The following is a 15,588-nucleotide window of genomic DNA, read 5'->3' as shown; positions in this document are numbered from 1 at the left end:
CCCATCAGGAGGTCCACCCAGCGCTGGTGCGAGCCTCGATCAGCAGCGCCTGCGCCATCCCCTGCGGGGACGTCTCCTGCGTGATCCAGTCGCCTTCGATGTTCACCAGTGAGCCATAGCCACCCTGCGGGCGGGCCGTCATCGGCCCGCCCGCGGTGGGCGCCGCCGCCCGGCCAGGCGCCGCCAGCTGCCGGGCATAGACCGGGGACTGCACTGGGAGCGCGGTGAGCGCCTCCATCCTGCCGAGGTTCGCGAGCTCCGCAGCCACGGCCGGTCGGATCTGCTGCATACCGACAATCAGGCCCTCGCCGAGCATGTGGCCCATCCACGTCGTCTTCCGAGACGGCGAATTGATCTCCATGACCCGGTTCATGTTGGCGATGACCGCGTCCGACAGCGCCGCCGCTGCGCGGGCCGCGGCGGCGCGCTTCGCGTTGACGCCGTCGATGACGCCCTGCCCGGCGTTCGACCCGACTCCGTAGCCGGCCCCGTACGCGCCTCCACTGGCCGCCGCCACGGCCTGGCCGATGCCGTCGGCCACCCCACGGGTCGCCCCGAACACCCGGCCAGCGGTGCCGCCGACACCACGGGCGAGGTTGTTGCCGGACTGCTCGCCGAACCCGTAGGCCTTCTGTGCCGCCTCGTCGAGAGTGGCGAGGACCCCGTCCTTCATGTTGTCGAAGGCGGTGTTCGCGGCCTGCAGCTTCTCGCCCAGGCCGGGCACCCAGCTCAGGGCGGTGGCGGCCCCGGAGACGATGCCGTCCGCGACGGTCAGGAACACCATGAGGAGCAGCCGGAAGCCGTCGATCAGGAACCCGACGGCGTTGCCCACCCCGCGCTTCACCGCGTCGAAGGCCCCGTTGACGATGTCCCGGAAGGTCTCCGAGTTCTGGTACGCGTAGATCAGGCCGGCGGCCAGGGCGGCGACGGCCATGGCGACCAACAGGATGGGGTTCATCCCCATCACGAAGTTCAGCGCGGCCTGCGCGGCGGCCCACCCCTTCGTCACCGCGCTGATGGTGCGGGTGGTGGCGGCGTAGGTGCCGTAGACGACGAGGGCGGCGGCGATGGCGATGGCGATGGCCTTGACGACGGTCTCGTGGTCGCCGAGGAACCCGGTCACCTCCTCGACTGCCGGGCCGAGATTGTCGCCCAGCCACGTGAAGACGGTCAGCACCGCGGGCAGCAGCCGATCCGCCAGCGCGATCGCAGTCGTCTCGACTCCGCGCTTCAGCTCCGTCCACGCCGTGGAGGCGTTGCCGCTGAGGGTCCGGTCGAGGTGCTCGGCGGCGCCGGCGGTGTCGCCCATCACCTCGTTGCTCGACTGCAGCGCCGACAGGAACTCGGGGATCTTCGTGACCCCGATGTCTTCCAGCGGAGTGCCGAAGAGGGCGATCGCGGTGTTCGCCTGCGTCGCCGGGTCCTTGATCGACAGCAGGCCGTCGACGATCTCCGTGGTGGCGATCGCGGCCGTGTCGCCACCGGCAAGCAGCCGGTTGGCCATCTTGTCGGCGTCCAAGCCGATGGCCTGGTAGGCCTCGCTGGTGAGCTTCGACCCGTCGGTGGCCCGGATCGAGAACTCCTTGACCGCGTCACCGGCCTTGTCGATGGCGATCTCGCCGTCGGCGGATGCCCGCACCAGCAGCCCCATGGCCTGTTCGCCGGACAGGCCCATGGCGGCGAAGTAGGTGGAGTACTCGTTGGCCGCTTCCATGACCGGCTCGACCATCGCCGGGCCGGCCTTCTGAGCCGTGACGGTGAGCAGGTCGAAGGCGGCGCCAGCGTCAGCGGCCAGCCCGGTCTTCACGAGGTTCCCGGCGCTGCGTGCGGCGGCGGTCACGTCGATGTTCATCGCGGTGGCGAAGTTCAGCGCGTCCCGGGTCGCCAGCTGCAGGTCAGCCGAGGACGCCTCCCGCATCCCCTGGATCGAGCCGATCACGGCCGCAGCGGCGTCGTTCACCCCGGTCAAGGAGTCGCCGTAGCCCTTCGCGTACAGCTCTCCCGCAGACTTGCCGACCCGCTCGGACTCCTGCGCCGAGAGGCCGAGCTGAGCCGTCAGCTTGTCGTTGGCGGCCTCGACGTTCATCGCGCCGACGACACCGGCGGCGAGGCCTCCGGCGATCAGGGCCCCGGCGGCGGCGGCGAGCACCTTGCCCTTGGCGCCGAACCCCTCCAGGTCGGTCTGCGCGTCCTGCAGGCCCTGGTCGAAGGCGGAGGAGTCGAGGCCCAGGTAGCCGACGAGGGAACCGATGTTCACGCGCTCACCCCTCCCACTTCGCGTACAGGTCCAGGGCGCACAACACGTCGCGGAGGAGCGCGTCGAGGCCGTCCGTAGCGGCACTTGCTCGGAGTGCCGCACGCTGGCCCGGGGTCAGCTCCGCCGCGAGCCTCACCACCAGCAGCACCAGCGTGGCCACGAGATCGAAGCGGCCGTGCTTGCTGAGTGCCGGCAGGCGAACGTTCAAGGCGGTGCGCAGGCTTGTCGTGTCACCGCGGCGGATTCCCTCAGCGGCCGGCACCAGCAACCCACGCAGCAGTAGCCGCATGACCGACAGGTGCTTCATTCGCGCGCTCGAGAACATTAGGCGGCGTCCCCGGTCGGAGGGCTGTCGCCGGTGTCGTCCCCGCTGTCCTGGTAGCCAGCACCGGCCATCTGCTCGGCGTAGTGCGCTTCGATGGCCGCTTGCAGCGGATCATGCGCCCCGCCCACGATCTGCTGGCCGACGTTCGCCGAACGGGACTGCCAGCCGGCCTCCATGACGTCCAGCTCACGGAGCGCCGCCACCGCGGTGGCGACCTCGCCGCGGAGCAGCTCGCCAAGTCGCTCGTCCGCGGACCGGATGAGGCCGGAGTAGTCGACCGGCTCCGGCCGCTGCGCGTAGCCCGCGAGGCCGCTATCCCGCGGCTCGTTGGCCCGCAGGTAGTCAGGACCCCACTCCCTGACGGCGAGCACCATGGCAGGGTCGGAGGACTCCGCCAGAACCTGCCGGATCGAACGCCCGTTGTCGAGCATCGCCCGCGCCCGATCCCACGCCAGCGACATCTTCTGCAGCTGCACCGGGTCGTCGACCACCCGCGGCCGGCGGGATTCCGCCCACTCCCGCACCCGGCCGATGTGCTGCCGCATCTCGGCGGTGAGCGCAGTGAGCTCCTGGTCGGCGCGCTTCCGCGCCGTTTCGGCGAGCTGCTCTCGACGCTTCCCGAGCCCCTCCGGCGACAGGTCGGGGTCGGTGAAGGCCCGCGCCGCGGTGATCTCGCGGGTCAGTTCCATCTGAAGCGTCTGCATCCGCTTGGCCAGGCCCGGCAGCGCGGCTCGGGACTCCTGCACCTTCAGCCGGTCGAGGACGTGGCTCATCGACCGAACACCTCCCGCAGCTGCGGGACCGTCTGCGCTTCGGCCCAGTGACGGTCGGCCCCCCGGCCGATCGCGTAGGTCCGCCACTCCTCGACGCCCGCGGCGGCGTCCGGCAGCTCCGCTGCGCGCCGCTCGGCGACGCGACGCTGGTACTCCAGCGACCCGACCTCGATGGCGAGCACCGCCGGACCGTGCGGATCGGCGGCGCCGGCGTTCGTCGGCGGCAGGAAGTCACCGGGCTGCGGGTCCACGGCGGCGTCCCGCAGCGGGGCGCCGACCTGCTCGACCCGCTGCTCGTCGAGGGTCTCGAAGATGCCCGTGCGGTTGGAGTGGACCGGGAGCACGTCCCGGGAGTCGATCGGCATGTAGCTCTCCTGCTCTCTGGCCGCGTCGGCCAGGCGTCGGCGGGCCAGTTGGCCCAGGGGGTCGTCGAGAGGGAGCACCGCGGCCACATCAGCGGCCACCCGGGCCGGGGACGTCACGCCGCGTCCTCACGCCGCATGTAGCGGCGGAGATCGTCGATGTCGACCAGGTACCCGCGGACGCCGACGCGGCGATGCGCGACCATGCCCTGCTCGCACAGCTGCCGGACGCGCCTGGCGCTGAGTCCGACAGCAGCGCCGGCGTCCGCGGGCGACCCGGTTTCCCTCACACCGTCCATGCTTCCGGCCCCACCGGCAGCGCTTCCGAACTCGGAAACGTGCGCCTGCTCCATCAACGCCGCCAGCAGCTCCACAACCACCCCCGGGACCCGCGCCCGGCCACCTGGCGACGTCACCAGCGGCGACAGCACCGACAGCAGCCCGTCAGCGGTCTCCTGCGCGCGCCGCCCGCACAGCTCCTCCAGGGCGGTCACGCGGCCCGCCTTACCCGCGCGCGCTCACGCTCCGACAGGCCGCCCCAGCACCCCCACCGCTCGCCGGCAGCTTCCGCGTACGCCAGGCACTCCGGGCGCACCGGGCAGCGGGCGCAGCCCCCCTTGGCCAACCTCAGCAGCTCACCGTCGAACGCCCACCACGCTTCCGGCACCGCCGACTCCTCGCACGGCGCCGGCCCGCGCTCCGCCAGCGCCATCGACAGCGCGCCCCACGCGCCGTGAGCGACTGCGGGCACCGCCACGACAGGCCGGTCGGTCACGCCGTCACCGACGCTTCGACGACCTCTGGGAACCCACCCGAGGTGTTGCAGTACGTCGCGAGCGCGAGCGCGAGCGTCAGGTCCCCGTGCCCCTCGCCCTCCCGGCGCTGCACGTCGTAGGTGTCGTGGCCCGACGCCGACAGCTTCATCCGGAACGACGTCAGCTCCCGCTCTAGCACCTCACCGAGCGCCAGACCCGCCGCGATCCGCAACCGGCCCTGCTGCAGCGGCACCTGCACCGCTGAGATCAGGTCCCGCTTCGGAACGTTCCACCCAGACGCGGCCTGCCCGCCGGTGATCGTCACGCCCACCGGCCACTGCCGACCCAGCCGCCCCCGCTGGTAGGCCTGCGCGAACATTTCCATTACCCCGCTACCGACCCCGGTGCCATCCACGTACAGCACCGCGTCCGCCAAGGCGTCAGAGCCCATCAGCGCGCCCACGTCCTCGACGACCGAGTGATACGGGGTGCCGATCTGCCACCGCTGCAGATGCCTCACATGCCACTCCGCGACCAACTCCGGAAGCCGCTGCCGAGTGCGCTCCCACCCATGCCGGTCCTGCGCCTGCCGGTAGCGGTCCAGGGACTCCAGGGCACGTGAGTAGGCCAGCGGGGACCAGCCCACCGGCAACACCTCCACGCGCTCCACCACGGCCAGTGCCGAGAAGTCCTGCGCCTTCCCCAGGTCCAGCCCCACAGCGATCGACGCCACGTCACATCCCTCCGAACAACGGCTTGACGTCGGCCGTGAACGCGGCACGCACCGACTCGGTCCCGAACAGCTGGCTATCGGTGTCGGTGAACGAGCACTCGTAGTCGCTCGCGAAGACGAAGCTCCCGACCGACGCCCGCACCTCAGCGATCCGCTCGGGGGTGTACTGCGCCGACTCGTAGACGCTCACCTTGTGGCGCTCCCAGCCCGAGCCGCCGTCAGCCCACAAGGCGTGGAAGAACCCGCGCTGGCCCCACGGCGTAGACAGGCAGGCCAGCACGCCATCTGAGGCCACCATGGGCAGCACCGCGGCGAAGATGTCGTCCTCCACCCGCGCCGCCTCATCGATCACCAGCAGCTTCGCGCCGGCGAACCCACGCGACGTGCCCTCCGTTCCCGGCAAGCTGACCAGCCGCGACCCGTTCTCCAGCTCCAACGCCGTCGCCGACTCCGCCACCGTCGGCACTGGCCGGCCACACGCCCGGTACACCGCCCGGCAGCGCCGCAGCATCTCGTCCGACTGCCGTTGCGACGGGGAGATCAGCAGCACCAGCGACCCCGGGTCGTACACCGCCGTGTGAACCGCACGGATCGACACCGTCTGCGTCTTCCCGACCTGCCGGGAGCTGGCCACCAACTGACGTCGGGCACGCGACCGCAGCAGCCGGGACTGCCATGGCTCCGCTGCGAACCCCAGCCGTTTCGCGAACACCACCGGGTCCAGGGCCTGGGCCAGGTCACCCGCCAGCGCCGTCACGAGGCCAGCCCCCGCTGCTCGGCCACCAGCGCCAGCAGCCGGCCCGCTACCCGCTGCTGCACCTCCGGGTAGGGGGCGAGCTCCTCGAGGACGACGGTGCGCAGCTGGTGCCACTCGCCAGAGGACTGCAGGTTGACCACGTTGGTGGTTGGCCGCTCGTCCAGCTCGCCGGTGATCTTCGCCAGCGTCTCCACCAGGCCGCGCAGCTCACGAATGGCGGAGAGCGACAGCTGCGCCTTGCCCTCCGACTGCGCCGCGTCCAGCACCGCGGACGCCTTCCCGTACAGCGACTCAAGCCGCTGCAGCGCCGACGCCGGCCCGGCCTCCTCGCGTTCCGCGACCAACCGCGCCAGCGCCGGGCTGATGTGCGCCCTATGGCGCCCGATCGCGTCCTTACTGACGCCGTGACGGCTCGCGATGCTGCGCATGGACTGGCCGGTCACCACGGCCTCATCGATGGCCTGGCGGTCAGCGTGACCGCAGACAGTGCAGGGCATAGGCATCAGGCCACGCGCCCATCTGATCCGCTATCAGCGGACGCACCCTTGACCAGCAGAAACACAGCGTGTGGGCGCAACGTGGGCGCACGGTCGACAACCGGCGTCAGCCCCATCGCGGAGCGGATGCCCAGGACCCGAAGCGGAACAGGCACCCGGCTCCTGTGCGCGCGGGGGATCCCGCAGCCCGACGCCTGACCGGCACTCGACCGGTCCAGCGCGGAGGTGGGGGGTGTCGGCTGGGACCTGTCGGCTGGGGGTGTCGGCTCTATAAGGGTGTCGGCTGACGCCGACACCTCTGTCGGGTAGGCGTCGGGAGACGTGTCGGGTGACAGGTCCGACAGGTTCGGAGGGCTCATGCTGCGGGGGTCTCCGTTCGTACGCGGTACCAGAGGCGCTGTCGTCCGGCTCCGGTGTCGAGGTAGTCGGCGAGGCCTGTGGCGCGGAGCTTGTTGAGTTCGGTGGAGCAGGTCTGTCGGGTGAGTCCGTGGCCGTGGGTGGCGACGACGTGGTCGACGAGGACGCTGGACGGCTCGGGGGTGGTCTGGGCGTCGAGGGCGGCGAGGAGCTTGGCTGCGGCCTGGGAGAGGTCGCTGCCGGAGCCGGCGGGTACCGGGTCGGCGGCGGTTGGCTCGTCGACGCGGTACTCGAGCGGGCTGTCGAGGTCGTCGGGGTCCAGGGCGCGGACCACTCGGCGTAGACGGACGGTGCGGTCTGGGACCTCGCCACCCTGGACGTCCAGCTCGGTCAACACGGTGGTGGCTTCGGTGGCCGGGTCTGTGCCTCGGCTGATGACGGCGGCGGAGATAAGGACCCGCCCCCACTCGGCAGGGCCGGCACCGGTGATTCGGGCGGCGCCGCGGAGGTCGCGTGAGCGGTTGAAGTGGGTGACGACGACGAGGGAGGCTCCGGCGCGCTCGCACAGGTGCTGCGGGCGTTCGAGGAGCCGGCCCATGGCGTAGAGGTCTTTGCCGTCTGCTCCACCAGCCGCCAGGTAGAAGGGGTCGAGGATCACCAGCACCGGTCGGACGGCGGCCAGGTGGGCTTCCATGGCCTGCAGGTGGGCGTCGTCAGCCAGGTGTGGCGCCCGGGTGCAGATGCTGATCGGCAGGTCATCGGCTGGTACGCCGCGGCCGTTGGCGATGGCGCGCAGGCGGCGCACGACGTTGCCGTCCCCGCCTTCACCAGCGAACACCACGACGTGTCCGCTGGTGTCGACCTGGTGTTGGCCGAGCCATGGGGTGCCGGAGGCTACCGAGACTGCGAGGTCGAGGGCGTTCCACGTCTTCCCGGCCTTGGGTTCGGCGGCGTGCACGCCGTAGGCGCCTGCGGGCCAGATGCCGCGGATGAGCCAGCGGCGGGGGCCGGCGGCGTCGACGTCGCGGCACAGCTGGGCGAGGCTCCGAAACTGCAGCGCGGGGCCTGACGGCGGCTTCTCGCCCGGCGGATGGCTGGGCGGGGGAACCGGCTCGTCGGGTTGGACGAGGCGGGGTGCGGAGGCGGTCACCGGTCCACGGCCTCCACGGCGACGTGCCAGCGCAGGGCGTGCTCGGCGACGGTGAGGACGTCGTCGGCGTCCTCGATCGGGGTGCACCATCCGCGACCGTCGTGCATGTGCCGGGTGACGCCGGCTCGCTTGAACAGGGCCTTGGCCTGGGCGCGGGTGATGCCGAGGTACCAGCAGGTGCGTTTCCCGACCTGGACCTGCAGCAGCGTCTGAGGGCGGGCAGGAGTGCGGGCGATGGGGTCGCGGCGCCCGTCGTGCAGCGGGGGCAGGCGGCGGGCGGCGTCCTGGCGGCGCCTCAGCCCGGCCGGCGCGGCGAGCGCCGTGGGGCTGGGCGGTGGCCAGGTGCGAGGGGTGTTCGCGTGCTGCGGCCGGACGGCGGGCAACTCGAAGGACGGGCCCGCTGGGGGCGATACGCTCATGGTGTCTCCAGAGGTCAGGTCTGGTGGCGTGGTGGGCGATGGCCTCGGGCGGGCACCCGGGGCCTCGCTGCTGTCAGAGCCCGGATGCCGGGCGGAACGGCGTGGCCGGTCGGGTGACCGGCGTCGGCTGGTCGTGGATGCCGACCAGCTCCCGGAGTCGCGCAGACACCACGCGGTAGCGGTGGCCGACCTTCAGCACCGGGACGGGGAACTCCCCACGGCGTGCCATCTCGTACGAGGCGCTGCGGCCCATGCCGAGCACGGAGCCGGCGGTGACCAGGTCGACGACGACCGGCAGGGCGAGCACCTCGTCGGCGGTCCATGCGCGGTTCATGCCGCTGGCCGTCCAGCAAGCCAGGCATCGACTTCGTCGCGTCGGTACCGGACCATCCGCGGGCCCACTTTGATGGGGCGTGGACCGATTCCGAGCCGTGCCCAGCGCTTCAGCGTGGACAGGCTGGCTCCTGTGCGGGCTTCGAGCTCCCGACGATCGATGAGTTCCGTCTGTGCGCTCAGCACACAACTTCACCCCTTCCGGTGACGTGGTGGCACAAGAGTGCGGACAGTCTTGCGCGGTGTCAAGACGGCCCGCTATTGTGTTGCCATGACACAAAGCGACTGGCCGGGAGAGCTGGTGCGCGTGGTCGCACAGGAGGTTCAGCGCGTCCGCGGCGAGCGCCGCATGAGCGCCCAGAAGCTCGCCGACGCCACCGCCGAGCTCGGCTTGCCGATGGCTCGCTCGGTCATCGCCAACCTGGAGTCCGGGCGCCGAGAGACCGTCACGCTGCCGGAGCTGTTCGTCTTGGCGCGCGCGCTCGGCGTTCCCCCGCTGTTGCTCGTCTTCCCGGTCGGCCGCCGGGAGACGGTGGACACGCTTCCCGGCGGGCCTGCCGACACCCTAGAGGCGCTGGACTGGTTCATCGGCCAGGGGCGATTCCCGTCGCCGTACATCGGCGAAGGGGACCGCGATCCGGCGACGGGCCTGCACCAGTGGGAGGTCGACCCGGAAGAAGGGTGGGAGGAGGGAGCGGCTGCCCTGCGACTGTTCGGAGAGCACGCCCGCGCTGTCTTCGACTGGGAGAGCGCGCCTTCGGCTGTCCGCCGGACGATCCCCCGAGACGACGAGATGGCCTTCACCGAGGCGCTTGACCAGCGCCGCGGACGTGCCGAGGACGCCATCCAGCGCACCCGGGCAGAGATGCGCCGACGGGGCCTCCAGCCGCCAGCGCTGCCGGAGTACATGCACTACATCGATGAGGGGCAGTCGTGAAGGGCTCGACGTTCCGCCGCTGCGGTTGCCGCGACGAGGCCGGCAAGCTGCTCACCGCCTGCCCGCGGCTCGGCAAGGAGCGCGGTCACGGCTCCTGGTACTACCGGGCCGACGTCGGCCGCGACGCGCAGACCGGCCGCCGCCGCGAAGCGCGCAAGGGCGGATTCGTCACCAAGACCGAGGCCGACGCCGCGCTCGCCGCCGTCCTGCACGCCGCGAACACCGGCGAGCACCGCCACGACGGCCGGCAGACCGTCGGCACCTTCCTGGCCACCTGGCTCGAGGACCGCATCAGCGACGGCCTCCGCCCCTCCTCCGCCCTGATGTACCGCCGCTACGTCGAGCTGGACATCGTCCCCGCCATCGGTCACGTGCGGCTCGGCGACCTCCGCCCGGGGCACGTCGAGAAGCTGGTCCGCGACCTGCGCTCCGCCGGCCGCGGGGTGGCGACGATCCGCCGCATCCACGCCGTGCTGCGCTCCGCGCTCACCTCCGCCCGTCGGGCCCGGCTGGTGTCCTACAACGCCGCCACCGACGTCGCCCTCCCCGGCGACCGCCCCGCGAACGTTCGCCCGTGGGAACCGGCCGAGCTCGGCGCCTTCCTCGACCACGCCGCCAGCCACCGCCTCGGCGCCCTCTTCGAGGTGCTGGCGTTCACCGGCCTGCGCCGCGGCGAGGCGTGCGCGCTCCGCTGGGCCGACATCGACCTCGAGCAGGGCGTGATCCACGTCCGCACGCAGCTCGTCGAGGTCGGCGGCCAGGTCGTCGAGGGCAAGCCGAAGACGAAGTCCGGCGAGGACCGCCGCGTCGACATCGGGCAGCGCACCATCGGCGCCCTGCTCGCCCACCGGCTGACCCAGGACACCGAGCGCCTGCAGTGGGGCGAGGGCTACACCGACAACGACCGGGTGTTCGCCCGGGAGGACGGCACCGACCTCTCCCCCGGCCAGGTCACCAAGGTATTCGCCCGGCTCACCGCGAGCGCGGGCCTACGCCAGGTCCGGCTGCACGACCTCCGGCACGGCGCCGCGTCTCTGATGCTCGCCGGCGGCGTCGACGTCGCCGTGGTCTCCAAGCGCCTCGGGCACTCCTCGATCCGCGTGACGACCGACATCTACAGCCACCTGCTCGGCGGGATCGGGCGCCAGGCCGCCGACGCCGCGGAGTCGCTGGTGCCGCCCCGGGCGACCACCCCTGCGCCCACGGAGGCGCCCACGCACGTCACCGCGGCGACCACTCCGGCGCCGGATGCGCCCACATTGCGCCCACAGGCCCCCGGAAACGACTCAGCGGCCCTGCCCGCGAGGGGCAAGACCGCTGGTCAGAGGCGAGCCGCCTGTCGGAATCGAACCGACGACCTTCTCATTACGAGTGAGATGCTCTACCGACTGAGCTAAGGCGGCGAACTGCCCGCACAGCCTACGACACCGGGTCGCGGCGGCTGCGCAGGGGCAGCGGGTGTCAGGCGGGCAGGCGCAGCGCCACGGTGAGCGCCTCCAGGGCCACCTGCGGCTTCACGTTCTGCTCCAGCGCCCGGCGGCAGGCGAGGATCGCGTCGATGCGGCGCAGCGCCCCCTCGGCACCGATCCGACGGGCCAGCTCCTCGGCGTCGGACCGCCGGTCGGGGTGGTTCAGCTGCGGCGCCTCGGGGCCGGCCGCGTTCAGCACCAGCGCGTCCCGGTAGAGCCCGGCCAGGTCGACCAGCGCGCGGTCCAGCGAGTCCCGGCCGATCCGGGTGGCGCGGGACTTCTGCCGCTTCTCCAGGTCCTTGAGCTGCCCGGCCCCACCCCGGGAGGCGGCGACGCCCGGGCCCCGGGCACCCACGCCGAGGCTGTTCTTCAGCGCCTCGGTCTCGGCGCCGTCGAGGGCGCCGGTGGCCGCGTCGGTCTCCTCCTGCGCGGCACCCACCAGGTCGTCGGCGGCGTCGAGGCAGGCGGCCAGCGAGACCAGCCGCAGCGGCACGTCCAGCACCGCCTTGCGGGCCATGCGGGCGTCCTCGTCGCGGGCGAGCCGGCGAGCCCGGCCGACGTGCCCCCCGGACGCGGCGGCCGACCAGGCGGCGAGCGCGGGGTCCACGCCATCGCGGCGCACGAGCACGTCGGCGATGTCGTCGACCCGCGGCGTCCGCAAGCCCACGACGCGGCAGCGGGACCGGATCGTCACCGGCACGTCGTCGGGGTGCAGGCTCGGCGCGCAGAGCAGGAAGACCGTGCGCGGCGGCGGCTCTTCGATCATCTTGAGGACGGCGTTAGACGCCGACTCGGTCATCCGGTCCGCGTCCTCGACCAGGACCACCTGCCAGCGGCCGCCCGACGGCGCCCGGCCGGCCACCCGGATCAGCCCGCGCGCCTCGGCGGCACCGATGGAGAGCCCGTCCGGGACGATCACGTGCACGTCGGCGTGGGTGCCGGCCAGCACGGTGCGGCACTCGTGGCAGGTGCCGTCGCCGCCGTCCGGGCACTGCAGGGCGGCCGCGAAGGCGCGCGCGGCGACCGAGCGGCCGGAGCCGGGCGGGCCGGTGAAGAGCCACGAGTGCGTCATCGCCCCCGGATCGGCCACCGCGGCCCGCAGCTCGGCCACCACGGCCGGTTGCCCGATCACCTGCGCCCAGACGCCCTCGGCGCTCACGGTGGCGGTCACGGGTGGAGCTGGGGGGTCGAGCCGGTCTGCGCGTGCGGGTGCCGGGAGGCGGTCGCCAGCTCGGCGTCCTGCCGGGGCTCGGCCGCGACGGAGGCGACGGACTGGCTGAGCGTCTGCAGCGGCAGGCCCGACAGCAGCTCGGCCACGCGCACCCGGATGGCCGCGGCGGTCTCGTCGGGGCTCTGGCGGGCGTCGAGCACCAGGTACCGGTCGGGCGCGGACTCGGCCAGCGTGCGGAAGGTCTGCCGGACCCGCTGGTGGAAGTCCAGCGACTCCGACTCCAGCCGGTCGGCGACCGCACGGCCCCGCGCCCGGGCCAGCCCCACCTCGGGCGGCAGGTCGAGCAGGATCGTCAGGTCGGGCTGCAGGCCCTGGGTGGCCCAGCGGGACAGCATGCGGACGTCGTCGAGAGGGATCGTGCGGCCGGCGCCCTGGTAGGCCAGCGAGCTGTCGATGAACCGGTCGGTGATGACGACCTCGCCCGCGTCGAGCGCCGGCCGCAGGACGTCGTGGACGTGCTGCGCGCGGTCCGCGGCGTAGAGCAGGGCCTCCGACCGGGGCGCGATGCCGGTGTTCGCCCGGTCGAGCAGGATGGCCCGGATGCTCCCTCCCGACGGCGTGGCGCCCGGCTCGAAGGTCGAGCGGGCAACGAGGCCCTCGTCGGTCAGCCACGCCTGCAGCCGGCGCACCTGGGTGGACTTGCCCGCACCCTCCCCGCCCTCGAAGGCGATGAGCACCCCGCCCCCGGCCAGCCGGCGGCGGGCCGTCGTGTCGCGGCGCAGCGCGGTGACGACGTCGGCGAGCAGCGGGACCGGGCGGCCGTCGTCCATCTGCCGGTAGGCCAGCACCCCGACCCCCACGGCGATGAGCCCAGCGACGAAGAGCGCCACCCGCTCCCCGGTGACGGACAAGGCGAGAACGCCCAGGTCGACGGTGCGCCGCTCGAAGAGGCCGACGGCGAAGGGCGCGACGGCGAGGCTGATGATCAGCGCCGCCCGGACGAGGGAGTTGACCAGCGCGAACGTGCGGCCGCGCACCGAGTCCTCGACCTCGCTGCCCAGCAGCGTGAAGCCGGCGAGGTAGGCGATCCCGGCGAAGAAGCCCATGCCGACGACGAAGGCCAGCGCCATCCACAGCGCGACGCTCCACACCAGCAGCAGCACCATCACCCCGGCGCCGACGATGGCGATGCCGAAGAGACGTTGGCGGGAGAGGTCGCGGGCCACGCTCGGGCCCACGGAGATGCCGATGCCCAGGCCGACGAAGACCGCACCGAACAGCAGGCCGTAGGCGGCCGGTCCGGCGTCCAGGGAGCGGGCGAAGGCCTGGGCGGTGGCGATGACGACGCCCGCGGCCATGAAGGCCCCGCTGATCCCGACGACCAGGCCCCGGACCAGGGGCGTGTGGCCGGCGAAGGAGAAGCCGCTGACCAGGGAGCCGAAGAAGCTCTCCCCCTTCTGGTCGGCCGGACCCGAGCGCCGGCTGCCGCTGATCGACGTGAGGTTCCAGATGATCACCGCCGCGACCAGGTAGGTCAGCGCGTTGAGGTAGAGCGCGAGGTCGATCTCGTCCAGCCCGCGCACCGCCCCGCTCAGCGGACCCCCGATGACCGCGAGCAGCGAGAACATGATCGCGGCCAGCACGGGGGTGAACCCGTACGTGGTCACCAGCGAGAGCTGGTTGGCCGGCTCCAGCTGGTCCCGCCGGACCATGTTCGGGACGGCGGCGTCCTTGGCGGGGATGAAGAAGAGGCTGACCGCCTCGATCACGAACTGGGCGATGAACAGCCAGACGATGTCGTCGACCACCGGGATCGACGCGAACAGCAGGAAGCGGACGACGTGGGTGATCACCATCGTCTTGCGGCGGTCGAAGCGGTCGGCGAAGGCGCCGGCCACCGGACCGAGCACGATCGCCGGCAGCAGGCGGAACAGCAGCACCGCGCCGAGGGCGAAGTTCTGGGCGGCGAACTCGTCGAACTGCGCGGTGGCGGTCGCGGTGATGGCGAGCAGCCCGAGCCAGTCACCGAAGCTGGACAGGCTCGTGGAGTACCAGAGCCGGCGGAAGTCGCGGATCCGCAGGACCGAGCGCAGCTTGGCGACCAGGCCGACGGCGCCGGCGCCGTCCGGGTGGTCCTCGGCCGCGGCGCCGTCGTGCTCGGTCAGCGGCGGTGCGGCGTCCTGGGGCACCGGGGTACCGGCCGGCGGCAGGCCGTCGGCGGGAGACGTCGTCCCGCCCACGTCGGCAGCACCCGCCGACCCGTCGGACGGGGGTACCGGTGGCGTCGGATCGGCCGGAATCACGAGCTCCCCAGGTCGGTGGGCACCGGGACGGAGCGGGCCCCGGCCGGGCCACGGTACCGGGCCGGCGTGACGATTTCGGCCCCTCGACGCCCGGTCGGGTCAAACGGTCGCCTGCTGTTCCGCTCCCGTCCGCCGATCCCCCTAGGGTCCCTCCCGTGACCAGCAGCGACGGCGCGTGGCATCCCGGCAGCTACCTCCGCTTCGCCGGGGAGCGGGCGCGGCCCTTCGTCGAGCTGGTGGCACGGGTCGCCGCCGAGGAACCGCGGGTGGTCGTCGACCTGGGGTGCGGCGAGGGCTCGCTCACCGCCTCGCTGGCCCGGCGCTGGCCGGGGGCCCGCGTCACCGGCGTCGACTCCTCCCCCGAGATGCTGGCCGCGGCGTCGGCGTCCGCCTCCGACCGGGTCTCGTTCGAGCTGGGCGACGTCGCCGACTGGGCGCCGAGCGAACCGGTCGACGTCGTCGTCAGCAACGCCGTCCTGCACTGGGTGCCCGGCCACGCGGAGCTCATGGCGCGCTGGGCCGGCGCCCTGCCCCCGGGCGGCTGGCTCGCCGTCCAGGTGCCCGGCAACTTCCGGAACCCCACCCACGCGCTGCTGGCCGAGCTGTGCCGCTCCCCCGGGTGGGCCGACCGGCTGGCCGACGCCGGCCCCGCCCCGGACACCGTGCTGGAGCCGGCCGGGTACGCCGAGGTGCTCACCGGGGCCGGGCTCGCGGCCGACGTCTGGGAGACGACGTACCTGCACGTGCTGACCGGCACCGACCCCGTCCTGGCGTGGGTGCGCTCGACGGTGCTGCGCCCGGTGCTGGCCCGGCTGGACGACGACGACGCGGCGCGCTTCACCGAGGCGTACGCGGCGGCGCTGCGGAACGCCTACCCGGCGCGGCCCGACGGCACGACGCTGCTGCCCTTCCGGCGGGTCTTCGCCGTCGGCAGCCGCCCGCTCAGCGCGGGGTGAGCCGGTAGGCGTGCGTCCGGGCGCGCAGCGCGTC

General features: G+C 72.9%; 17 protein-coding genes, 1 tRNA gene and 1 pseudogene. 3 read left to right on the top strand and 16 right to left on the bottom strand.

Annotated elements, in window-relative coordinates; all coding sequences use genetic code 11:
• Window positions 1-4: 4 nt before the first annotated feature.
• The 13 genes from DQ244_RS01635 to DQ244_RS20195 all read right to left on the bottom strand — a co-directional run bounded on the left by DQ244_RS01635 (window position 5) and on the right by DQ244_RS20195 (window position 8,904).
• Window positions 5-2,257, bottom strand: a complete 2,253-nt coding sequence (locus DQ244_RS01635; RefSeq protein WP_113809734.1) for a phage tail tape measure protein — start codon at window positions 2,255-2,257, stop codon at window positions 5-7.
• 4 nt (window positions 2,258-2,261) lie between these two features.
• Window positions 2,262-2,582 carry a hypothetical protein gene (locus DQ244_RS01630; RefSeq protein ID WP_113809733.1) on the bottom strand — a complete coding sequence of 107 codons (321 nt, stop codon included), beginning with the start codon at window positions 2,580-2,582 and terminating at the stop codon, window positions 2,262-2,264.
• A complete protein-coding gene (locus tag DQ244_RS01625) occupies window positions 2,582-3,355 on the bottom strand; it encodes a hypothetical protein (protein WP_113809732.1) in 774 nt (257 codons plus the stop codon). Before DQ244_RS01625 ends, DQ244_RS01630 begins: the two co-directional genes overlap by 1 nt.
• Window positions 3,352-3,837, bottom strand: a complete 486-nt coding sequence (locus DQ244_RS01620; protein WP_113809731.1) for a hypothetical protein — start codon at window positions 3,835-3,837, stop codon at window positions 3,352-3,354. The genes DQ244_RS01625 and DQ244_RS01620 overlap by 4 nt, the downstream gene beginning before the upstream one ends.
• Window positions 3,834-4,211 (bottom strand): hypothetical protein, encoded by a 378-nt coding sequence (locus DQ244_RS01615; RefSeq protein ID WP_113809730.1) that lies wholly within the window; start codon window positions 4,209-4,211, stop codon window positions 3,834-3,836. Before DQ244_RS01615 ends, DQ244_RS01620 begins: the two co-directional genes overlap by 4 nt.
• Window positions 4,208-4,492 (bottom strand): WhiB family transcriptional regulator, encoded by a 285-nt coding sequence (locus DQ244_RS01610; protein ID WP_369832082.1) that lies wholly within the window; start codon window positions 4,490-4,492, stop codon window positions 4,208-4,210. Before DQ244_RS01610 ends, DQ244_RS01615 begins: the two co-directional genes overlap by 4 nt.
• Window positions 4,489-5,205 (bottom strand): hypothetical protein, encoded by a 717-nt coding sequence (locus tag DQ244_RS01605; protein WP_113809729.1) that lies wholly within the window; start codon window positions 5,203-5,205, stop codon window positions 4,489-4,491. Before DQ244_RS01605 ends, DQ244_RS01610 begins: the two co-directional genes overlap by 4 nt.
• A gap of 1 nt (window position 5,206) precedes the next feature.
• The gene (locus DQ244_RS01600) at window positions 5,207-5,962 is read right to left on the bottom strand and encodes a terminase large subunit domain-containing protein (RefSeq protein WP_113809728.1); all 756 of its coding nucleotides are present in this window, start codon (window positions 5,960-5,962) and stop codon (window positions 5,207-5,209) included.
• On the bottom strand, window positions 5,959-6,405 hold the full coding sequence (locus DQ244_RS01595) for a hypothetical protein (protein ID WP_147251445.1): 447 nt from the start codon (window positions 6,403-6,405) through the stop codon (window positions 5,959-5,961). The genes DQ244_RS01600 and DQ244_RS01595 overlap by 4 nt, the downstream gene beginning before the upstream one ends.
• Before the next feature lie 409 nt (window positions 6,406-6,814).
• Complete coding sequence (locus DQ244_RS01590; RefSeq protein WP_113809726.1) at window positions 6,815-8,056, bottom strand: AAA family ATPase; 1,242 nt, start codon at window positions 8,054-8,056, stop codon at window positions 6,815-6,817.
• On the bottom strand, window positions 7,963-8,385 hold the full coding sequence (locus tag DQ244_RS01585; protein ID WP_147251444.1) for a hypothetical protein: 423 nt from the start codon (window positions 8,383-8,385) through the stop codon (window positions 7,963-7,965). The genes DQ244_RS01590 and DQ244_RS01585 overlap by 94 nt, the downstream gene beginning before the upstream one ends.
• A gap of 73 nt (window positions 8,386-8,458) precedes the next feature.
• The gene (locus tag DQ244_RS01580; RefSeq protein ID WP_113809724.1) at window positions 8,459-8,719 is read right to left on the bottom strand and encodes a DNA-binding protein; all 261 of its coding nucleotides are present in this window, start codon (window positions 8,717-8,719) and stop codon (window positions 8,459-8,461) included.
• The gene (locus tag DQ244_RS20195) at window positions 8,716-8,904 is read right to left on the bottom strand and encodes an AlpA family phage regulatory protein (RefSeq protein ID WP_199580100.1); all 189 of its coding nucleotides are present in this window, start codon (window positions 8,902-8,904) and stop codon (window positions 8,716-8,718) included. The genes DQ244_RS01580 and DQ244_RS20195 overlap by 4 nt, the downstream gene beginning before the upstream one ends.
• A gap of 85 nt (window positions 8,905-8,989) precedes the next feature.
• On the opposite strand from DQ244_RS20195, the gene DQ244_RS01570 reads away from it, so the two are divergent.
• Together DQ244_RS01570 and DQ244_RS20190 are read left to right on the top strand one after the other, a co-directional pair.
• Window positions 8,990-9,655: a helix-turn-helix transcriptional regulator gene (locus tag DQ244_RS01570; protein WP_113809723.1), complete on the top strand. Its 666-nt coding sequence runs from the start codon at window positions 8,990-8,992 to the stop codon at window positions 9,653-9,655.
• Window positions 9,652-10,722, top strand: a pseudogene (locus DQ244_RS20190) (tyrosine-type recombinase/integrase); the annotation flags it as partial. The gene DQ244_RS01570 and the pseudogene DQ244_RS20190, both read left to right, overlap by 4 nt.
• 263 nt (window positions 10,723-10,985) lie before the next feature.
• On the opposite strand, the gene DQ244_RS01555 reads toward DQ244_RS20190, so the two are convergent.
• The 3 genes from DQ244_RS01555 to tmk all read right to left on the bottom strand — a co-directional run bounded on the left by DQ244_RS01555 (window position 10,986) and on the right by tmk (window position 14,535).
• Window positions 10,986-11,058: transfer RNA gene (locus DQ244_RS01555), tRNA-Thr, on the bottom strand.
• 58 nt (window positions 11,059-11,116) lie between these two features.
• Window positions 11,117-12,295, bottom strand: a complete 1,179-nt coding sequence (locus DQ244_RS01550) for a DNA polymerase III subunit delta' (protein ID WP_113809722.1) — start codon at window positions 12,293-12,295, stop codon at window positions 11,117-11,119.
• Window positions 12,292-14,535, bottom strand: a complete 2,244-nt coding sequence (gene tmk, locus DQ244_RS01545; protein ID WP_113809721.1) for a dTMP kinase — start codon at window positions 14,533-14,535, stop codon at window positions 12,292-12,294. The genes DQ244_RS01550 and tmk overlap by 4 nt, the downstream gene beginning before the upstream one ends.
• A 218-nt stretch (window positions 14,536-14,753) precedes the next feature.
• Between tmk and DQ244_RS01540 the strand changes: the two genes are divergently transcribed.
• Window positions 14,754-15,554: a trans-aconitate 2-methyltransferase gene (locus DQ244_RS01540; RefSeq protein WP_113809720.1), complete on the top strand. Its 801-nt coding sequence runs from the start codon at window positions 14,754-14,756 to the stop codon at window positions 15,552-15,554.
• Window positions 15,555-15,588: the final 34 nt, after the last annotated feature.

This window comes from Blastococcus sp. TBT05-19, assembly GCF_003319095.1.
GTDB lineage: Bacteria > Actinomycetota > Actinomycetes > Mycobacteriales > Geodermatophilaceae > Blastococcus.
The sequence above is the reverse complement of the archived record's forward strand: the minus strand, read 5'-3'. Positions and strand labels throughout refer to the sequence as shown.

Bases quoted from the DNA above. Each gene is read 5' to 3' on its own strand.
- DQ244_RS01630 (WP_113809733.1), bottom strand. From the start codon at position 2,582: ATGTTCTCGAGCGCGCGAATGAAGCACCTGTCGGTCATGCGGCTACTG.
- DQ244_RS01625 (WP_113809732.1), bottom strand. From the start codon at position 3,355: ATGAGCCACGTCCTCGACCGGCTGAAGGTGCAGGAGTCCCGAGCCGCG.
- DQ244_RS01590 (WP_113809726.1), bottom strand. From the start codon at position 8,056: ATGGTGCACCCCGATCGAGGACGCCGACGACGTCCTCACCGTCGCCGA.
- DQ244_RS01585 (WP_147251444.1), bottom strand. From the start codon at position 8,385: ATGAGCGTATCGCCCCCAGCGGGCCCGTCCTTCGAGTTGCCCGCCGTC.
- DQ244_RS01580 (WP_113809724.1), bottom strand. From the start codon at position 8,719: ATGAACCGCGCATGGACCGCCGACGAGGTGCTCGCCCTGCCGGTCGTC.
- DQ244_RS01570 (WP_113809723.1), top strand. From the start codon at position 8,990: ATGACACAAAGCGACTGGCCGGGAGAGCTGGTGCGCGTGGTCGCACAG.